Source organism: Flavobacterium oncorhynchi, from assembly GCF_002217355.1.
GTDB classification, from domain to species: Bacteria; Bacteroidota; Bacteroidia; order Flavobacteriales; family Flavobacteriaceae; genus Flavobacterium; species Flavobacterium oncorhynchi.
Genome location: NZ_MUHA01000005.1, coordinates 193,783 through 211,998, shown reverse-complemented (window position 1 = coordinate 211,998; position 18,216 = coordinate 193,783). Strand labels below are relative to the sequence as shown.

Annotated in this window: 15 protein-coding genes; 1 reads left to right on the top strand and 14 read right to left on the bottom strand. The window is 33.4% G+C overall.

The genetic code is table 11. From position 1 onward, the window contains the following. Positions 1–212: 212 nt before the first annotated feature. From B0A75_RS04205 to B0A75_RS04165, 10 genes are all read right to left on the bottom strand, one after another. On the bottom strand, positions 213–1,595 hold the full coding sequence (locus B0A75_RS04205) for a T6SS phospholipase effector Tle1-like catalytic domain-containing protein (RefSeq protein ID WP_089053031.1): 1,383 nt from the start codon (positions 1,593–1,595) through the stop codon (positions 213–215). A 1-nt stretch (position 1,596) separates the two neighbouring features. Further along, positions 1,597–2,643, bottom strand: coding sequence for a DUF2931 family protein (locus B0A75_RS04200; protein WP_165765085.1), 1,047 nt, complete (start codon positions 2,641–2,643; stop codon positions 1,597–1,599). A gap of 101 nt (positions 2,644–2,744) precedes the next feature. Further along, the gene (locus B0A75_RS20460) at positions 2,745–2,918 is read right to left on the bottom strand and encodes a hypothetical protein (RefSeq protein WP_165765084.1); all 174 of its coding nucleotides are present in this window, start codon (positions 2,916–2,918) and stop codon (positions 2,745–2,747) included. A 10-nt stretch (positions 2,919–2,928) separates the two neighbouring features. Further along, on the bottom strand, positions 2,929–4,782 hold the full coding sequence (locus B0A75_RS04195; RefSeq protein WP_089053029.1) for a phage baseplate assembly protein V: 1,854 nt from the start codon (positions 4,780–4,782) through the stop codon (positions 2,929–2,931). Positions 4,783–4,794: 12 nt separating this feature from the next. Next, the gene (tssD, locus tag B0A75_RS04190) at positions 4,795–5,187 is read right to left on the bottom strand and encodes a type VI secretion system tube protein TssD (protein WP_089053028.1); all 393 of its coding nucleotides are present in this window, start codon (positions 5,185–5,187) and stop codon (positions 4,795–4,797) included. Between the two features lie 340 nt (positions 5,188–5,527). Continuing rightward, a complete protein-coding gene (locus B0A75_RS04185) occupies positions 5,528–6,979 on the bottom strand; it encodes a TolC family protein (protein ID WP_089053027.1) in 1,452 nt (483 codons plus the stop codon). Further along, on the bottom strand, positions 6,972–10,139 hold the full coding sequence (locus B0A75_RS04180; protein WP_089053026.1) for an efflux RND transporter permease subunit: 3,168 nt from the start codon (positions 10,137–10,139) through the stop codon (positions 6,972–6,974). The genes B0A75_RS04185 and B0A75_RS04180 overlap by 8 nt, the downstream gene beginning before the upstream one ends. A 25-nt stretch (positions 10,140–10,164) precedes the next feature. Continuing rightward, complete coding sequence (locus tag B0A75_RS04175; protein WP_089053025.1) at positions 10,165–11,247, bottom strand: efflux RND transporter periplasmic adaptor subunit; 1,083 nt, start codon at positions 11,245–11,247, stop codon at positions 10,165–10,167. Positions 11,248–11,422: 175 nt separating this feature from the next. Next, on the bottom strand, positions 11,423–11,794 hold the full coding sequence (locus tag B0A75_RS04170; RefSeq protein WP_089053024.1) for a hypothetical protein: 372 nt from the start codon (positions 11,792–11,794) through the stop codon (positions 11,423–11,425). Between the two features lie 178 nt (positions 11,795–11,972). Continuing rightward, entirely contained in the window at positions 11,973–12,377 is a 405-nt protein-coding gene (locus B0A75_RS04165; RefSeq protein WP_089053023.1) for a GNAT family N-acetyltransferase, read from the bottom strand. A gap of 176 nt (positions 12,378–12,553) precedes the next feature. On the opposite strand from B0A75_RS04165, the gene B0A75_RS04160 reads away from it, so the two are divergent. Then, complete coding sequence (locus B0A75_RS04160) at positions 12,554–13,117, top strand: outer membrane beta-barrel protein (RefSeq protein WP_089053022.1); 564 nt, start codon at positions 12,554–12,556, stop codon at positions 13,115–13,117. 41 nt (positions 13,118–13,158) lie between these two features. Here B0A75_RS04160 and B0A75_RS04155 read toward each other — a convergent pair whose 3' ends face one another. From B0A75_RS04155 to B0A75_RS04140, 4 genes are all read right to left on the bottom strand, one after another. Then, positions 13,159–13,773, bottom strand: a complete 615-nt coding sequence (locus B0A75_RS04155; protein ID WP_089053021.1) for a hypothetical protein — start codon at positions 13,771–13,773, stop codon at positions 13,159–13,161. Positions 13,774–13,944: 171 nt separating this feature from the next. Then, positions 13,945–14,337: an ACT domain-containing protein gene (locus B0A75_RS04150; protein ID WP_089053020.1), complete on the bottom strand. Its 393-nt coding sequence runs from the start codon at positions 14,335–14,337 to the stop codon at positions 13,945–13,947. A 202-nt stretch (positions 14,338–14,539) separates the two neighbouring features. Next, positions 14,540–16,411 (bottom strand): M1 family metallopeptidase, encoded by a 1,872-nt coding sequence (locus B0A75_RS04145; protein ID WP_089053019.1) that lies wholly within the window; start codon positions 16,409–16,411, stop codon positions 14,540–14,542. Between the two features lie 201 nt (positions 16,412–16,612). Next, complete coding sequence (locus B0A75_RS04140) at positions 16,613–18,193, bottom strand: NADP-dependent glyceraldehyde-3-phosphate dehydrogenase (protein ID WP_089053018.1); 1,581 nt, start codon at positions 18,191–18,193, stop codon at positions 16,613–16,615. Positions 18,194–18,216: the final 23 nt, after the last annotated feature.

Here is an 18,216-nt window from a genome sequence, read left to right as displayed (position 1 = left end):
AGCCTTTCAGAATTTTACTTCCGAAAGGCTTTTCTCTTTTTATGACCATAACGAAACTTCAAACTGCATGCTGCCACACAAAATGATTCGTGCGGTAGCGGGGCAAGCGTCCCGCTTGTATACATCATAATTAATTAAATTCTGTTACATAAACTTTGCGTTCATGAGCGAGATACTCGCGCTAAGAGCAGATATTATTGAGCAATTTAATTTTAAAACGTTTTACGCTTCCAATCTTTCGTTGGCTCCATACCAAGAGAACCACTATCTGCTGACCAATGTAAATATTGGTTTCGTAATGTTCTTAAATCTTTTTGCTCTTGCAGTTCCCGTTGATAGGCTTCAAATCTGCTATCTCCATCTTTTACTCCTTTATACTTTTCATGAATATTTCCATACCATTTAAAAGTATAAGGTTGTGCATTTTCAAAAACATATTTATGTAAGCGCTTTTTTACTCGAACTAGTAATGGATTACTTGAAATATTATACTTATCAATAACCAATTTCGTATTATCAAAAGGAACATTCTGCTCTATTGCAGCTTCTGCCATAAAATGTAACGGAATATAACTGTATGAGTTTTTTAAATTTCTAGTGCCTTTAAGTTCGTGTTTAGGACCAAAAAAAGAAATTTCTAATTGGTCTTTTAAATACCAAGCACTATCTACTAGTTTATCTGAAAGTTTCTCTAATTTTTCTTTAAAATTTTTCTCAATCGCTTTTACTACTTCGATACCATCATTATAACTTCCTCCAACATCTGAGTGTACACCAGGGAATTCTCTTGTTTTTCCAACGTTAGTTGTAGTAAGTGAAAAATTATTTCGATGTTCATCTGCAGCAGTAAAATGCATGACTGCTTCTGCTTTACCTAAGTTATTTAATGGTAATTGTGTAGTATCATTATCAAAATTTGGTTTTCCATCAATCAAAGTTGAGAAAGAAGATACCGTATCAAAAAGGCCTAGAAAACGAACTTTTATCAGATCTACCTTAATACCTTTTTGTGCCAAATAATACCCCATAGCACCTCCTTTATTTTTTCGATTAGCAGATAATGGATACGCTTTTTGGCTAATTTCATCTAAAAAAACTCTAGCGGCAGCTGCACCACGACTGAAACCAAAAACATCTAAATAAAGAATATCTACTTCTGAAATACTATTCCTTTTTAAATTATTGACTATTTCTTTACAACCTTCTTCTACTTTATCTAATATTCCAGTACCACTAAAAACAAATCCCGTACCTAAACCAGCCCCTAATACAGAATCAGCTTTTTCGGTTTCCGTACCAATACCGTCAATATATGTGGTTAAATTCAAAGGATAAGCATCACTCAACCTTGCCACATTTGACCAAGCATTATAATAACTACTGCTTTCTTTGTCTCTTCCATTTTTTCGATAAGCATCTGCAGAAATCGTTTCTTTTGGAGTCAATTTTTCGCCTCTTGCCCTTTTATCATAATATTCTTTAGCTTTGGTGTTATTTTTATTATTGTTTGTACCGTCAAAAAAAACACCAATGATTACTTCATTAGTTTTCAATTCTTTTTTAGGTGGTGTGTAATCTCCAAATACTATACTCATCTTAATTTAGTTTACCAGAATCTTGACAATTTTGATTTAAATTATATTTTTTCCCTTCTTGTTCTACATAAAAATCAACTACCCATTTATCGTCCTCTTGTTTTGTAGGATCGATTTTTATTACCATTTCTGCAGATTTATTTTTATCAAGATGCTCTTTATACAACATTCGAATCTCGTTTTTATCAAAATCTACAGGAATTTCATCCTGCCCCATAGGTTTAAGATATTTTGCCCAATATTCTTTATCGTTAGTAAAAGCAATTCTAGAAACAAATCGCCGTTCTTTTTTGCCGCTAGTAATTGACCAGTAAATTTGAAAAGCATAAGGAATAGCTCTATATTTCATATCTATTGGTTTATCATAAGGATCTTCTTTTTCTCCATTACACATTTTAACATACATTGAAGTAATCTTACAACCTTCTGGCAAGATTACTTTTGGTTTCCAAAGGTATTTTTCCCTATAGGCTTCATAAGCTTCTGATTGCGGACAACCGTATTGCTTGATTTGTTCCCGAACGTCTTCAGATATAACAAAATTGTTTTCCAATCTATGTTGACTATAACCTTTTCGAAACATATACATTTCGCTTTCGATAATAAGTTTAGGATCTACAACCGTTTCATGAGCCTGAAATCGTGCTACTTCCACCTGACTACCAGCCCCCGCTACCCATACTACAACCATTCCTTTTGGTCCGAGACCAATATTTATATAATCATAAGGCTCCTTTACATTTTCTAAACCTGGTCTGGCTGGAAATCCTTCATCAAAAAGCTCTTTTATTTTTTCTGTAGGGAGTTTCCAGTCGCCTTTGTAGAATTTATTGTCTACATAGGACAACCATGTCATATCAAGCCTGTCCGGCACAGGTGCTTTTATATAATCAATGCTTCCCAAGCCTCCCCAACCAGAATTACTAAATCCTCCCATTTGACTAAAGAAATAGCCTCCTGCCGCTCCTGTATAAACTTCTACGGGATATTCTCTTGGTGCACAAATATCTGCTGCCCACTCATATTTTTTTTCTATATATGAACTCATTGTTATTGTTACTACAGTTATTACTAGTATTATGATAAAACATAATAAAATGTTATATTTTTTGATATTATTTTTTCTCACCACTGATTGTTGTTTTATCATTATTTTTCTTCTCCGTGAGCTATAATTTTTTTTCCACTAGCTAAATTTAAATTTCCTTTTGTCGCTTCAAAATTTAATTTATTGGCATTTTTTTCAAGTTTTCCTCCAACAATTAATTGATAAGCATCGGTAACTTTTATTTGAATATTCTTTGCTTGTTTTGTAATCGCCATAAATTTTCAATTAAAAAAGATTAGAGTTTTCAGTACTATTAATTAAAACTTGTTTCCCGCTTTGTATTGTCATATTTTCTTTATGACTGTAAAGACTGGCTTCAGCTGCGATTTCGTTAGAAATATCAGAAGTTCGTTGAAAGTCCTTTTCAGCAATTTCTGTTCGATTATCTGATTTTTCCATAATATTCCCGTTTGCACTTACATACATATCATTTTGGGCTTCTTGAGAAATATTACTTCCTGCGTCAATCTCAATATTTTCTTTGGCATCTGCTTTTATATCTCTTCCCGCTTTCATAATAATATCTTCCCCTGCTTCAAGTTCTATATTTTTTGGAGCTTTAAACCTAATGTTTCCGTCGCCATGAATCACGGCAATTGTTTCGCCTTTTTGGCTTTCTATTGTTATGTCGCCCGTAGCATCATCAGTAATAATTCTGTTTCCGCTTCGACTATGCATTACTGCCTTTATATCATTATTAGGCGTACTGTAACCGCTTTTTTCTTTTCTGCTGGTCATGGTTCCTGTTACAATTGGCAGTTCGGCATTGCCACCTTGAAAATCTACAAAAACAGTATCGCCTATTTCGGGTATAATGTGAGAACCTCTGGCATCGCCTCCATAATATTGCACTAATGGTATATAGGGAGTTGTTTCGCCTTTTGCTTGCTGCCATGGCATTTGTACTTTTATCCCGCTGAGTCCTTCTGGATCTGCGTTTGCCGTTACCACTGCGGTCTGGCTTTTGCACTTTGCAATTAAATCAGGATTTGTTTTGGGTGAGAATGTAGAGCCTGCAAGATTTACGGCTGTAAAATGGTTATGATATCCACCCCCGTCATCACAAATATGCGTTAGTTTGGTCACTCGGTAACTGCTTTCGAGTTGTTTGTCTAAACCTTGTATCGACACATCGTTTCCTATTGTAATGCCGGGAACTTCACTAGATGCTTTTACCTGCATCAAACCGCTCATTACAAATCGCATTTTATTTTTCGTATATTTTTCTACAGAACTTCTTCCGTTTGCTCCTGCCGAATTTTGATTGAGCTGCAAGACCGTCTCTTTGGTAAAAACCTGATTGGATTTGTTGACGAAGTTTTGATGAAATCCTTCAGCTTCTTTTCTGTAAACAAGCGTATTATCTGTGTAATATTCTCCAGCTCTGTTGTCATTTTCTATTGTTTTAAACTGTGTGGGCAGCACTTTCATCTCATAACTAAAATCATGCAGGTTAATTCCATAAATTAATTTAGGCTGTAATCGTCCGCCTGCATCGCCAAAAGTTATTTTTCGTCCGTTACTGTAAAACCATTCTCCGTTTTGCATAGCCAGACGATTCAGAAAATCAAAATCGCTTTCGTTATACTGCACAGTATAAGCCAGATTGTTTTCATATAAAGGAATAACTTCCATATCTATATCGTAACCTGTTTTTACTTTATTGACAATATCTGCCATTGACATATTGGTAAACGAATTACACTCTTTTGCGCCATCTAAAAGTATCGTTGTACTGTTTCCTTTTATCAACATGATTTTTTCCATGTCTTTGTTTCTGGATTTTTGTATTCTTACATTGGTTACAACTCCATAAAACTGCATGATATAATGGTTAGGATTTGTATCAATCATAAGATCATCCAGACCAGTAAGCGGCTTTATTTCTATGCTTATCTTTTCGCCATATAATCGCTGCGAAGCCGGCATGACACTTTTAAATTCTTCTACCAGCAGATCCTGTCTTACTGCGATCGAAAAGCTGTGATGATCGTGTATTTTTTGAATAATTTTTAATTTACTGAAATTGGTAATGGTGGTTTCACCAATTTTTATAGTCGTTACTGTTTGAAGAGCCATGTTGATTGTGTTTTAAGAATTTTTCCAATTGTTTTCAAATAAGGTATTCCCAACTTTTATTTCATTGGATGTAATTAAAATTTCTGTGGTCATAGGAACGGTTCCTTCGCTTCTAAAACGCTTCTGGAAAGAAATACAATAGGCTTTTTTAAAACTTACATTTTTCATGGTGCTCATAGCATCACGACGATAAAAAATAACTTTACCATCTTTAGTGCTGGTGTGTGAAACCATCAAATCTGAAAATAAATCGGTGTGTGTGCTCTCGACAACAATTCTAACTTGACCGCCTTTTACTTTGTTGGCTGGTTTGCCATTATTATCTACACTTTGATTGAAAGTGACATCAAATTCTAAAACATTAAACACTTCATTGTTTAATTCTAATTTGGCTAAAAAACTCATATTTATAGGTGTTGATTATTTTACAGGTTTTGTAGATTTACCTTAATCAAATATGAGAAGTGGTATTTAAGTAAATAAAATATTACGTATTTATAAAGTAAATATATTAAATAGTTTAAAATAAATAAGAAAAATATTAAATTTAATAATAAGAAGAAATTTAAAAGGCATAAAAAAAAACCGAAAACTAATAATAGCTCCCGAGGTTTAGGCTCACTTTTTCAGACCTGAGAATTGTAAACAGAAGACATTATTCGTACAAAATAAATTATTTAAAATAAAAAAGCCTTTCAGAACGTCACTTCCGAAAGGCTTTTTCTCTACAAATTAACAGGCAATATTATTTCCATCCGCCGCCCAAGTCTCTGTAAACATGAACTGCAGCATTTAATTGTTCTTTTTTAGTATCTACCAATTCTAGTTTAGCTTCTAATGCATCACGCTGTGTCATCAAAACTTCGAAATAATCTACTCTTGCCGACTTAAACAAATCGTTTGAAACGTCTATTGAAGTATTTAAAGCGTCTACTTGTTTTGATTTAAGATCGTAACCTTTTTGAAGATTCTGAATTTTAGACAATTGATTTGAAACTTCTAAGTAAGCATTTAAGACCGTTCTATCATAATTGTATAACGCTTGAAGCTGTCTTGCATTTGCACTCGCAAATTCGGCTTTAATTGCATTTCTATTAATCAAAGGCGCAACAAGATCACCTGCCAATGAATATAAAAGCGATTCTGGCATGGTAAACAAATAAGAAGGCTTAAACGCATTTACTCCAATTGCCGCAGTAATATCCAAAGAAGGATAAAACTCAGCACGAGCTACTTTTACATCTAATTTTGAGGCAACTAATTCTAATTCTGCTTGCTTCACATCTGGACGATTTGCTAACAATTGCGATGGAATTCCAGAACTTACAGCACCCGGCAATAAACTTAAGAAATTAGTATTGCTTGTTCTTTTAATTTCTTGTGGATATCTACCCAGTAAAAAGTTGATTTTGTTTTCAGATTCTTTTATTTGCTGTAAAATATCAAACTCCATACTTTGTGAAGTTAAAACCTCAGCTTCAAATTTCTTAACTCCTAACTCAGTTGCTCTTGCCGCCTGTTTTTGAATTTTTACAATTTCTAAAGCATTTGTCTGCAATTTGATCGTTTGTTTTACAATATCCAACTGATTGTCTAAGGCCATTAATTCATAATAAGAATCGGCAACTTCAGCGATGAGGTTTGTAATTACAAAGTTTTTACCTTCAACGGTAGCTAGATATCTGTTTAAAGCTGCTTTTTTAGAATTACGTAGTTTTTTCCAAATATCTACTTCCCAGTTGGCATACGCCGAAATGGTAAAATCTCCAAGCGGATCCGGCATTTCTTTTCCTGGTTTAATTTCTGTCGAAGCATCACCGGCACCTTGACTGGTATATCTACCGACTTTTTCTACTCCAGCTCCAGCGCGAACACCAACTGTTGGCAATAAAAGTCCTTTCTTTACTCGAATATCATTCTTTGCGATTTCGATTTCCTGTAAAGTAATATTTAACTCTTGATTGTTCTTTAGTGCAACATCAATTAAATCTACAAGATTCTGATCTTTAAAGTAATCTTTCCAAGCTAAAGCCGCTGTATTATTATTTGCATCTTGAGTTGAAGCTGTTGTTCCAAATAACTCAGGAACTGGCGTGCTTGTAGTTATTGCTGCCTCAGGCGCAGGGGCTTTACACCCTGCAACCGTAAGACAAATACTTAATGCAATACCGTATTGATATGATTTGAATTTATACATGATTGTTATCAATTTCTTCTGTTAATGGATTTTCTTCTTCATGTTTTACCAATTTGTGTTTCTCGGCAATTTTGGCAAAAATGAAATACAAGCCCGGAATTACAAATACACCGCAAATGGTTCCTATAAGCATACCACCAGCGGCGGCAGTACCAATTGTTCTGTTACCAATTCTACCTGGACCTGTTGCTAATGTAAGCGGCAATAATCCCGCAATAAATGCAAATGAGGTCATCAAAATTGGGCGGAACCTTGCTTTTGCACCTTCCATTGCAGCATCTAAAACTGATTTACCTGCTGCGTGTCTTTGTATAGCAAACTCTACAATCAATACAGCATTTTTACCTAATAAACCAATAAGCATTACCATGGCAACTTGCGCATAAATATTATTCTCTAATCCTGTTAGTTTTAATAAAAGGAATGCTCCAAAAATACCTGCAGGCAATGAGAAAATCACTGATAACGGCAGAATAAAACTCTCATATTGGGCTGCTAAAACTAAATAAACGAATCCTAAACAAATTAAGAATACCCAAATAGCTTGATTTCCTTGAGCAACCTCATCAGCAGAGATACCTGCCCAGTCAATATCATATCCTCTTGGCAGTTTTTCGGCCGCTATTTTTTGAATTACTTTAATCGCTGTACCAGAACTATAACCTGCAGCCGGAGAACCACTAATCTGAGTTGAGGTATACATATTATGACGTGTAATTTCCGAAAGTCCATACACTTTTTCTAATTTCATAAAAGCAGAAAATGGCACCATTTCATCACGATTATTTTTTACGTACAATTTTAAGATATCATCTGGCTGTGCACGATATTCTGGCGAAGCCTGAACAATAACTTTATAGTTAATACCAAATTTGATAAAACTGATTTCATAGTTACTTCCCACAAGTGTTGACAAGGTATTCATGGCGTTTTCGATAGAAACACCTTTTTGCTGCGCCAAGTCATTATCGACTTTCATCATGTATTGAGGAAAACTAGAACTGTAAAAACTAAAGACGTTAGATAATTCTGGCTGCTTATTCAATTCAGCAACAAAATCATTGTTTACCTGTTCCATTTTTTTGTAATCTACAGAACCTGTTTTATCTAACAAACGAAGCTCAAATCCTCCGGCAGCACCATATCCTGGTACAGCAGGCGGTTGGAAAAATTCGATATTAGCTCCCGCAATATCTTTACATTTTTCCTCCATGTCATGCATAATTTCAACAACAGATTCTTTTCTGTCACTCCAGTCTTTCAAGTTAACCAAACACGTTCCTGAATTGGCTCCTGTACCTTCAGACAAAATCTCATAACCTGCTAATGACGAAACTGATTTTACGCCGTCGATATCTTCGGCAATTTTTTGAACTCTCTCTGCAATATTATTAGTTCTTTCTAAAGAGGAACCAGGCGGTGTCTGAATTACGGCATAAAACATTCCCTGATCTTCATTAGGAATAAATCCTGAAGGAACGGTGCTGCTTATAATCCATGTTCCGGCACAGAAAACAAGAAGTGCAACTATAGTAACCACTCTTCTGTTGACAATTTTACCTAATAGCTTTTGATATTTGCCTTGTGCTAAATTGAATTTTTCGTTGAAAGCATCAATAAATCTATTTGCTGGTGTTTTCTTTTTAGGCTGTCCGTGATTATTTTTTAACATCATTGCACAAAGCGCTGGCGTCAATGTCAAAGCCACAATACCCGAAAGAATAATCGCAGTTGCCATAGTTACAGAGAATTGTCTGTAAAATATTCCAACAGGACCAGACATAAATGCAACTGGAATAAATACCGCAGCCATAAGGAAAGTAATAGCGATAATTGCTCCTGCAATCTCGTGCATTGCTTTTTTAGTCGCTTTAAATGCCGAAAGATGTTCCTCTTCCATCTTGGCGTGAACGGCCTCAATAACCACAATCGCATCATCGACGACGACTCCAATTGCTAATACTAAAGCAAATAATGTGATTAAGTTCAATGAAATATCAAAGAATGTCATGAACACAAAAGTTCCAATTAACGATACAGGTACCGCAATTGCTGGAATAACTGTTGAACGCCAGTCTCCTAAGAAAAGGAAAACGACTAAACCTACCAGAATAAACGCTTCAACCAAAGTATGAATTACTTTTTCGATAGAGGCATCTAAGAATTTAGAAACGTCATACGAAATTTCATAATCCATTCCTTTTGGAAATCTTGTTTTAATTTTTTCCAGCTTAGCTTTAACTTCTTCAATAACTTGATTGGCATTACTTCCAAAAGATTGTTTTAATACAATAGCAGCAGATGGTTTTCCGTTCAAGTTCGAATAAATATCGTACATCGAACTTCCAAATTCGACTTTGGCAACATCTTTTAATCTTAAAAGCTCTCCATTTGGATTTGCTTTTACTACAATGTTCTCATATTGTTCCTTAGTTGTAAAACGCCCGGAATATTTCAATACGTACTCAAATGCCTGAGAACGTTTACCTGAACTTTCTCCCGTTTTTCCAGGAGAAGCCTCCAAACTCTGACTTGATAATGCTTCCATTATCTCATCTGCAGAAATTTTATAGGCTAACATACGATCTGGTTTCAACCAGATACGCATTGCATATTCACGTGTTCCTAAGATATCTCCGGCACCAATACCATTTACCCTTTTTAATTCTGAAAGCACATTAATATCGGCATAGTTGTACAAGAACTTCATGTCGGTATTTTTATCTGTACTGTAAAGATTCACGTACATCAACATACTTGGTACTTCACGAGTAATTTTAATACCTTCTCTAATTACTAAAGGAGGTAGTTTATTGGTAACTGAAGCTACACGGTTTTGAACGTTAATCGCCGCCTGATTTGGGTCTGTACCTAAATTAAATACCACCTTAATCGTAGCTTCACCATCATTTCCGGCATCTGAAGCCATATATTTCATTCCTGGAACTCCATTTAGAGCTCTTTCCAGAGGAATAACAACCGCTTTGACCATTAATTCACCATTAGATCCAGGATAATCTGCAGTAACATTCACCATTGGAGGTGAAATTGTAGGGAACTGAGTAATTGGTAAATTCAATACCGACAAAACCCCTAAAAAGACAATTATCAGCGATATTACTATCGACAGTACTGGTCTTTGAATAAACTTATTAAACATTGTATATCTTTTTTAATGATTAAACCTATTCTGCTTTTGTACGCAAATGATTTATTACTTCTTTAGGCGATTGGAATTCATACTTGATTTTGTCATTTTCTTTTACTTTTTGAACTCCTTCAAGCAAGATTTTATCATTTTCAGTTAGACCAGTTCTTACTACATACAAATCAGGAACTTCACCCGTAATAGTAATCTCTCTTGATGTCACTTTGTTATTCTTATCTACAACAAAGACATATTTTTTATCCTGAATTTCGTAAGTAGCTTTTTGAGGAATTACAATGGCATTTTTAAGAGGCAGGAACATTTGAACTTGACCTGTTTCACCATTTCTAAGTAATTTTTCGGAATTTGGGAATCTTGCTCTAAAAGCGATATTTCCAGTTTCATTGTTAAATTCACTTTCAATTACCTCAACATTTCCTTTATATTTAAATGTTTCACCATTTGCCAAAACTAAATTTACTTTATTATCAGCACGGTCTTTAACATTAGTTTGATACTGAAGGTATTCTGGTTCCGTAACATTGAAATAAGCAAACATTTGACTGTTGTCTGAAAGGCTTGTCAATAATTCGCCTTCGTCAATAAGACTTCCTAATTTTAAAGGAATTCTATCTATAGTTCCATCAAACGGAGCTCTGATTTCTGTAAATGACAAATGAAGTTTTGCCAGTGAAACTTCGGCTTTTGCTGATTGCAGTTTAGCCTGTGCGACACTTAACTCGTTTTTAGAAACGATATTTTTATCTGCTAAAAGTTTAGCATTCTGTAATTCAATTTCAGTTGATTTTTGTTCTGCCTGTGCTTTAAGCAATTCTGCCTGATACATATTTGGCATAATTCTAAACAACAATTGCCCTTTTTTTACAAATTGTCCTTCATCAACATAAATGTTTTGTAAAAACCCTTTTTCCTGAGCGCGGATTTCGATATTTCGAACAGATTTAATCTGCGAAACATATTCTTTAGTAAACGAAGTGTCGATTCTAACGGGATTTGTAACCGTGAATTTTTCTGCTTCTTCTTTCTCTTCTTTTTTAGATGTACAGCTAGTTAAGCACACTAAGGCCATAAAGCCTGTGAACAAGATAATTCTTTTCATGATTTAGTTTGGAAATTAAGCGATTGAATGCTTGGAATAAAAATTCCTTTTGGATGATTAAATGCATCAGCCAGCCTTAGTCAGAACTTAACTTTCATATAAGAAGAAGTAAAAAATAAATATACATCAACGAGATATGCAGATCACGACTAGGTAACCGATGTATACTTTAAAATCAAATTCTTAATACTCGTTGAGTAATATAAATAGGATTTGAATGCCCAAAGAGAGGCGTAGAAATTTTTAAACGATTGGAATCATTCGCAGCAGACTGATCTGAAAGTGCCAGATACAAAGTGTCTACCAAACTGTACGAAACAGCAAAAAACTTGTTCGTAAGTAAATTGGTATCATCATTTCCCAGAAGATCTTCTTCAAGATCAATATCTGCATCTTCAATAATTGAAGTTCCACGATCTTGACTTGTAAATTTAACTCTGTGTTTCTGTTGAAGATGATGATGAGAAAAAGTATTAGCATTAAGATATTGACCTCCGCCCAGCAGAAGCAAATTCATGAATACTAGAAATACTATTAACTTTCTCATTTGGGTGCGAAAGTAATAAAAGTATTAAAACAAAAAAAGAATTTTTAACAAGGTTTAACAGTTATATAAGACGAAAACGTTTTCATTCTTTTAATATTCAAGAATTTTATTAAAAAACTTACTTTAACTAATAAACAAAAATTTAGTTAGTTACAAATCAGTCACTTATAAAAATACATTAAAATATAATTTCCATTATAGTAAATTCTTGTCCGGCTTTCATAAAAGTTTTAAAAGTATCTTTCATTCCAAATTTCTCATAAAATGATTTTTTATTACTTCTGGCATTGCACCAAACTTTCTTAATATTCTTCTCTTTTGCAAACTGCAGAATATATTTTAAAAGTTGAGAAGCACTTCCTCTTCCTTGATATTCTTCTAAAGTTGCTAATTTTCGAAACTGCATTTCTTCTTCAATTATAAAACAGGAAACTATACAAACCAATTTATTATTTGTAAAAACTCCAAAATGAAATCCTGAATTATCTTCTTCAAGTTGTACAAATTCAAAGGGCTGATCCGGCCACATTACATTATGTCTAATATTCCAAGTTTCTGCAGCTGTAATTTCTTTAATTTCCATTGTTTGATTATTTGAGAAACAAATTTACATGAATTTTCAATTTCTATTCTTTCATCTAGAATAATACGTACTATTCTAATAATCAATAGAACTCATAAAAAAAAAAAAGAAAAAACTTCTAGTATAATTAATTAATATCTACTTTTATAGTATCTAAAAACAAATAAAAACCAGTTATGAAAAAATTCATTTTAGCATTATTTTTATGCGTTAGTATGAACAGTTTTGCACAATTGATACAATTTGGACCTCAGGTTTCTTACAACATCACTTCTCCTATTTCAAGTGATTACAGCTCAAAAAGCTCAGGAACTGCAATGGGCGTTGCGGGATTTGCAAGAGTAAATTTACTGCTTTTTTATGGTCAGGGAGAACTAGGATACACACAATCTAAATTCAGCCTTTCGCAAACCGGAGTCAGCAGTACTGACTATGAACTATCTGGAACAGATGCCACTCTTATTGCGGGTTTTAAAGTAGTTCCATTAGGAAAATTAGGAAATATTCGCATTTTTGCAGGTTACAACTGGAAAAATTATTCGAGCATTAAAACAAACAACAATCTCAATTTAATTGCAATCGAAAAAAACAACAGTAGTATTCTTGGCGGCGTTGGTGTTGATTTATGGAAACTTACTTTAGATTATCGCTATCTGGCAGGTATATCAGATCTTGATCCTTCTGGTGCAAGTTTAAAAACTGGTATTTCAAACTTTTCATTAGGGTTTAAATTTTTATAAAACAAAAAAGAGNNCTCTTTTTTGTTTTATAAAATATTGACTTATATTTTTGAAAAATACTTTTCTAAATTATTGTCGATAATTTTTTCAAAACCATTTTCAGTCTGTTTTCCAATATTTACAACATACAGTACTTTAGATTTTGCATCAACAGAACAGCTCCAAATTGTGCCATCTGACAAAATAATTGCTGAGAACAAAGCATCAGATTTGTCTTTATTATAATAAACCAAGTTCTCTTTTTTAAGAAGCTTTTTTACTTTTGATTTACGATCTTGTTCAAAAAATAAAATTTCATTCTGATTTATTTCTACCAGCTCATCTACCGTTTTATTTTTAAAACTATTTTGAGCTTCAATAGTCCAACTTGGTTTATCACCTGTCATGATCCAAGTTCCATATGCCTTCTCTAAAATATTACTTCTAAGAATTTCTTTTAAAGTATCAATTCTTTTTAAAGACTCTTGCCCTATTTCATTTTCAGGCTTAAGTTTAGAAGCTATTGAAAACTGATCTAATGCATTTGGGTAATCTGAATTTTTCAAATAAGAAAGTGCCAGTTCATACTTGTTTTTTTGGAATTTACATTTCGCATCATTTTGTGCTGCATTTTTCACCGAAATAAGCAGAACAATTAAGAGTAACAATTTTTTCATTAATTTGGGGAAGTAAGTTATTTTTTATTTTTCTTGCAAACCTAATAATTAATTTTTATTTTAATCAATTAATTACTTTTTTAACAATATAAAGACTTACAATAAAACATTTTTTTTGTTATTGATATTTATAACCTCTAAAAAAATGAATTTGAAAATATTTTTCCAAAATTACCCAGAAAACGAACTTAGAATTTCCATTGCTTTTACGGTATCTTTTTTATCAATAAAAATATGATCATGATAATAGGCAGCAACAACATTACAGCTTATTTCATGTTCTGAAAGAGCATTAGAAAATGCTGCTGTTAATCCAATTGCTTCTAGCGAGGAATGAACAGAGAGTGTTATCCACGACATTACTACAGAATATTCTAAATTTAATTTTTCGGCATTTTCTTTTTTTAGAATCAGCGTAAAAGCCTTTTTTTCCTTAAAAAACATTTCAATCTCATTTAGATTTATATTCTCAACTTTTTCAATTTTACAAAAAACATAATCACCCAAGTTGTGTTCCGGTTTCATGTTTTTAAGCAGTTTCTGTAAATCTTTTTCTCCTGACATTTTAGTTTAGTTTTAAAGATTAATTATTTTAATAGTCGATCTATTTTTTTATTTGTTTCTGGAAAATCTTTATCCAAAACAAGTACTTTTTTATAAGTAAGAGCCTATAATTCTATGCGTTAAAATTAATTACTCCTAACAGATTATTCTAAATTAATAAAAAAAAAGTCGTCTTAAATTTAAAAAAGACGACTTGTTTTTATTAATTAGCAGGCCAGCTATTATTTATTGGCGTTGCATCCATAAAAATGCCACCGTCTAGAGTAACTTTTTTAATTTGCTTTTTAGTATTAATCGTTATCCTCGCTGTTTTTTGATTTTTCTCCCAAACCGCAGGAGTTTGATGAAACGTTTCTGCTGTGTTATCTTCATAAATCACATTCACATCAAACGGAATCGCAAAACCTCCTGAATTTGTTATTGTAACAACATTTTTTGAAACTTCTTTTATCGAAATATCAATATAATTGTTTGTAAAAAACCAGTTATTGAAAAACCAATTCAAATTTTTTCCTGAACCAGTATTCATCGAATAGAAATAGTCCCACGGAATTGGATGTTTTCCATTCCAAGTATCCATATAATGATGAAGCGACTTTTTAAATAAATCATCTCCAAGCAAATCCTTTAAAGCTAAATAAGATAGAGATGCTTTTCCGTACGAATTATTTCCATATCCTGCACCTGAAACTTGTGTAGACATTGAAATTATTGGCTGATCTTCTTCTGTCGATAAATCGGTAATGTATTTTTTTACTCTAAACCCTTTATAAAATTTATCCGCCTCTTCTTTTCCATGTTCGGCAATTTTAATTAAATATTCAAAAGTTGTAGCCCAGCCTTCATCCATAAAAGCATAACGCGTTTCGTTGATTCCCATAAAAAACGGAAAATAAGTATGCGCTACTTCATGGTCTTGAACCAATTGTGCTAATAAGGGATCGCCCATATGCGAATCGTTACACATCATTGGGTACTCCATATCTGCAAAACCTTGAAAAGCTGTCATTTTAGAATACGGATATGGAATTCCCGGCCAATTATTTGAAAACCAATCTAAAGCAAACTGATTATTTTTAACCGAATTTACAAAATCAGTTCCTGTAATATTGTAAGCAGCTTGAACACTTGCACGGCGATTTGTTTTTTTATCAACCAAAACACTGCTGGCATCCCATAAATAGTGATCACTTAAACCAAAACAAACATCAGTAATATTGTTTGCTTCAAATTTCCAGATATTCCAATCGTTTTGTTTCGTTACGATTCCGCTTTTCATTTCCTGCTCATTTGCTATGTGCAGAATTTCATCTGTCACATATGATTTTTTCAAGCGTGCCGCAAACTCTGGCTGTAAAACTTCATCAGGATTTAAGAAATCTCCAGTCGCATAAACCACATAATTTTTAGGCGCTTTTACCGAATAGGTGTAATCATTAAAGTCATTGTAAAATTCCTGACGATCTGTATGAGGTATTCTGTCCCAGCCATTATAATCATCAAAAACCGAAACTCGAGGATAGCTGTAAGCTGCAAAAAATGTAGTTTCATCAATTTGTCCTTCTCTTCCGCTTTCTTTTGATAAAGGATAATTCCAATCGATAGTAATGGTAACTTTAGATTTTGGTGCGATTGCTTTTTTTAGTTTTACATTCCCCACAGTTCCCCAATTTCTGGCATCTTCTTTATAAACTTCATTATCCACTTTTAAAGAAGTAATTGTTAATCCGCTGCTAAGAAAGTCATCGCTTACATCACCTCCTCGCGGTGAAGTTGGTTTATGCAGATTATTTACAAATCGAATAACAAGATTATCTAATGATTTATCACTATTATTCTCGTAAACAATAGTTTCTGTTCCGCTTACTACTTTTGTTTTAGCATCTACAGTAATATCCATTGTATATTTTCCGTGATTCTGCCAATAGTTTTTTCCAGGTTTTCCGTCCATAGAACGAGTTCCTTTTTCGTAAGCCTCTTTTATATTTCTAGGCATATAAAGTTCTTGTGCAAAGCCTGTTTGCATCAAAAACAAAAAAGCAATAAATGCAAAATGCAATAATCTTTTATTCATAAACTGGTTTTTGATTTGATAATTTAAATTGATTTATATAAGACCCATTTTTCAAAACAATGTTACAAAACTTTATAAAATTACAATTAAAAAACACATAGCACCAAAGCTATTTAGTTCTTATAGAATCTATTAAAAATAAAAACCGCCCAATTCTAGAAAGAACAGGACGGTATCTACAATTAATATATAACCTTGATGCTACAAAATATAATCGGTATTTATAAAATTTGATTCTTTGCTGTTTAGCAATTCCTGCAGAATTTCATTGTTATAAGCGATATCTTTTGAAGCGACAAACGTACGAATAGAGAAAGAACGTAAAGCATCTGGAATACTTAAAGTACCCACAGCAGAATCTTTACGACCTGTAAAAGGGAATGCGTCTGGTCCTCTTTGACAAGAACTGTTGAGGTTTACTCTGCAAACTAAGTTTACTAAAGCATCAATAAGCGGCGCAAGAGTTTTAATATCTTTTCCGAACAAACTTACCTGCTGTCCGTAATTTGATTCAGCCATATCTTCTAAAGGTTCTTTAATATCTTTAAAAGAAATAATTGGAACTACTGGACCAAACTGTTCTTCATGGTACACACGCATTTTGCTGTTTACTGGATATAAAACAGCTGGAAAAATAAAATTATCTGCGTGTTTTCCTCCTTTTTCATTCAAGATCTCAGCTCCTTTATGAACAGCATCGTCGATTAATCCTTGAATGTAATGTGGTTTATCTGTTTCTGGAAGCGGTGTTAAAGCCACTCCTTTTTCCCATGGATTTCCAAATTGTAGAGCATCAACTTTTTCAGAGAATCTTTTATTAAATTCTTCTCTAATTGATTCATGAACATATAAAACTTTTAATGCCGTACATCTTTGTCCGTTAAAAGATAAAGTTCCAGTAATACATTCTTGAATTGCCAAATCTAAATCGGCGTCAGGTAAAATAATAGCAGGATTTTTAGCTTCTAAACCTAAAATCAAACGCAGTCTGTTTTTATTTGGATGCTGATCCTGCAAAGCAATTGCTGATTTACTATTTCCAATTAATGCTAAAACATCAATTTTACCCGATTTCATAATTGGAGAAGCTACTTCACGGCCGCGACCATAAACGATATTGATAACGCCTTTTGGAAAACTGCTTCTGAAAGCTTCTAACAATGGCGAAATACATAAAACACCGTGTTTAGCCGGCTTAAAGATCACAGTATTCCCCATAATTAAAGCTGGAATCAACAAGGAGAAAGTTTCGTTTAAAGGATAGTTGTAAGGTCCAAGACACAACACAACGCCAAGAGGTCCGCGGCGAATCATTGCATTTACACCTTGTACTTTTTCAAAATGCGAACTGCGTCCGTTTAATTCTTTATAACTTGCTATAGTATCGTAAATATATTCAACCGTTCTGTCAAACTCTTTTTGAGAATCTCCCAATGATTTTCCAATTTCCCACATCAAGTACTTCACGACTTCTTCGCGGGTTTCTTTCATTTGTTTAACGAAATTCTCCATACACTTAATACGGTCAGCCACTTTCATTGTTGGCCATAAACCTTGCCCTTTATCATAAGCCGCATTTGCAGCTTCAACTACTTCTGCAGCTTCAGCTTCTCCCATAAATGGTATAGAACCCAATAAAGTAGGCGTATACTTTTCTGTAGAAGAAATCGTCGAAAACACAGGTGTGGTTTGTCCTGCCCAATGTTTTAATTCTCCATTTACAAGGTAAGTATCTTGATTTATCAGGGATTTAATTTCAAATTCTTCGGGTATTAAACTCATAATTTGGTTGTTTATTATTTGGT